Source organism: Psychroserpens mesophilus (genome assembly GCF_050617655.1).
GTDB classification, from domain to species: domain Bacteria; phylum Bacteroidota; class Bacteroidia; order Flavobacteriales; family Flavobacteriaceae; genus Psychroserpens; species Psychroserpens mesophilus_A.
This window is the reverse complement of sequence record NZ_JBODQC010000291.1, coordinates 1-257: the sequence shown is the minus strand read 5'-3', so window position 1 is coordinate 257 and position 257 is coordinate 1. Positions and strand designations below refer to the sequence as shown.

Annotated in this window: 1 pseudogene; it reads right to left on the bottom strand. The window is 69.6% G+C overall.

Annotated features, from left to right (window positions below):
- Positions 1–257: pseudogene (locus tag ACRHNM_RS17325) on the bottom strand (hypothetical protein); the annotation flags it as partial.

Here is a 257-nt window from a genome sequence, read left to right as displayed (position 1 = left end):
AGCGCGCCACGCCCCATTCCACCAGCGCCGCCGCAATCGCCGAAGATTCGGAGATCAGCGCGAGGTCGCCCGCCTGCGGGAAGTGCGCGGCGATGCTGGCATTGTGCCGCGCATGCGGTGCGATCACACCCAGGCAGTGCGGGCCCAGGATGCGCAGGCCATGCTTGCGCGCTACCGTTTCCACCTGTTCCGACAACGACCCCGGGCCTTCGCCCAGGTGCGCGGTGAGGATGATCGCCGCCTGCACGCCACGTTCG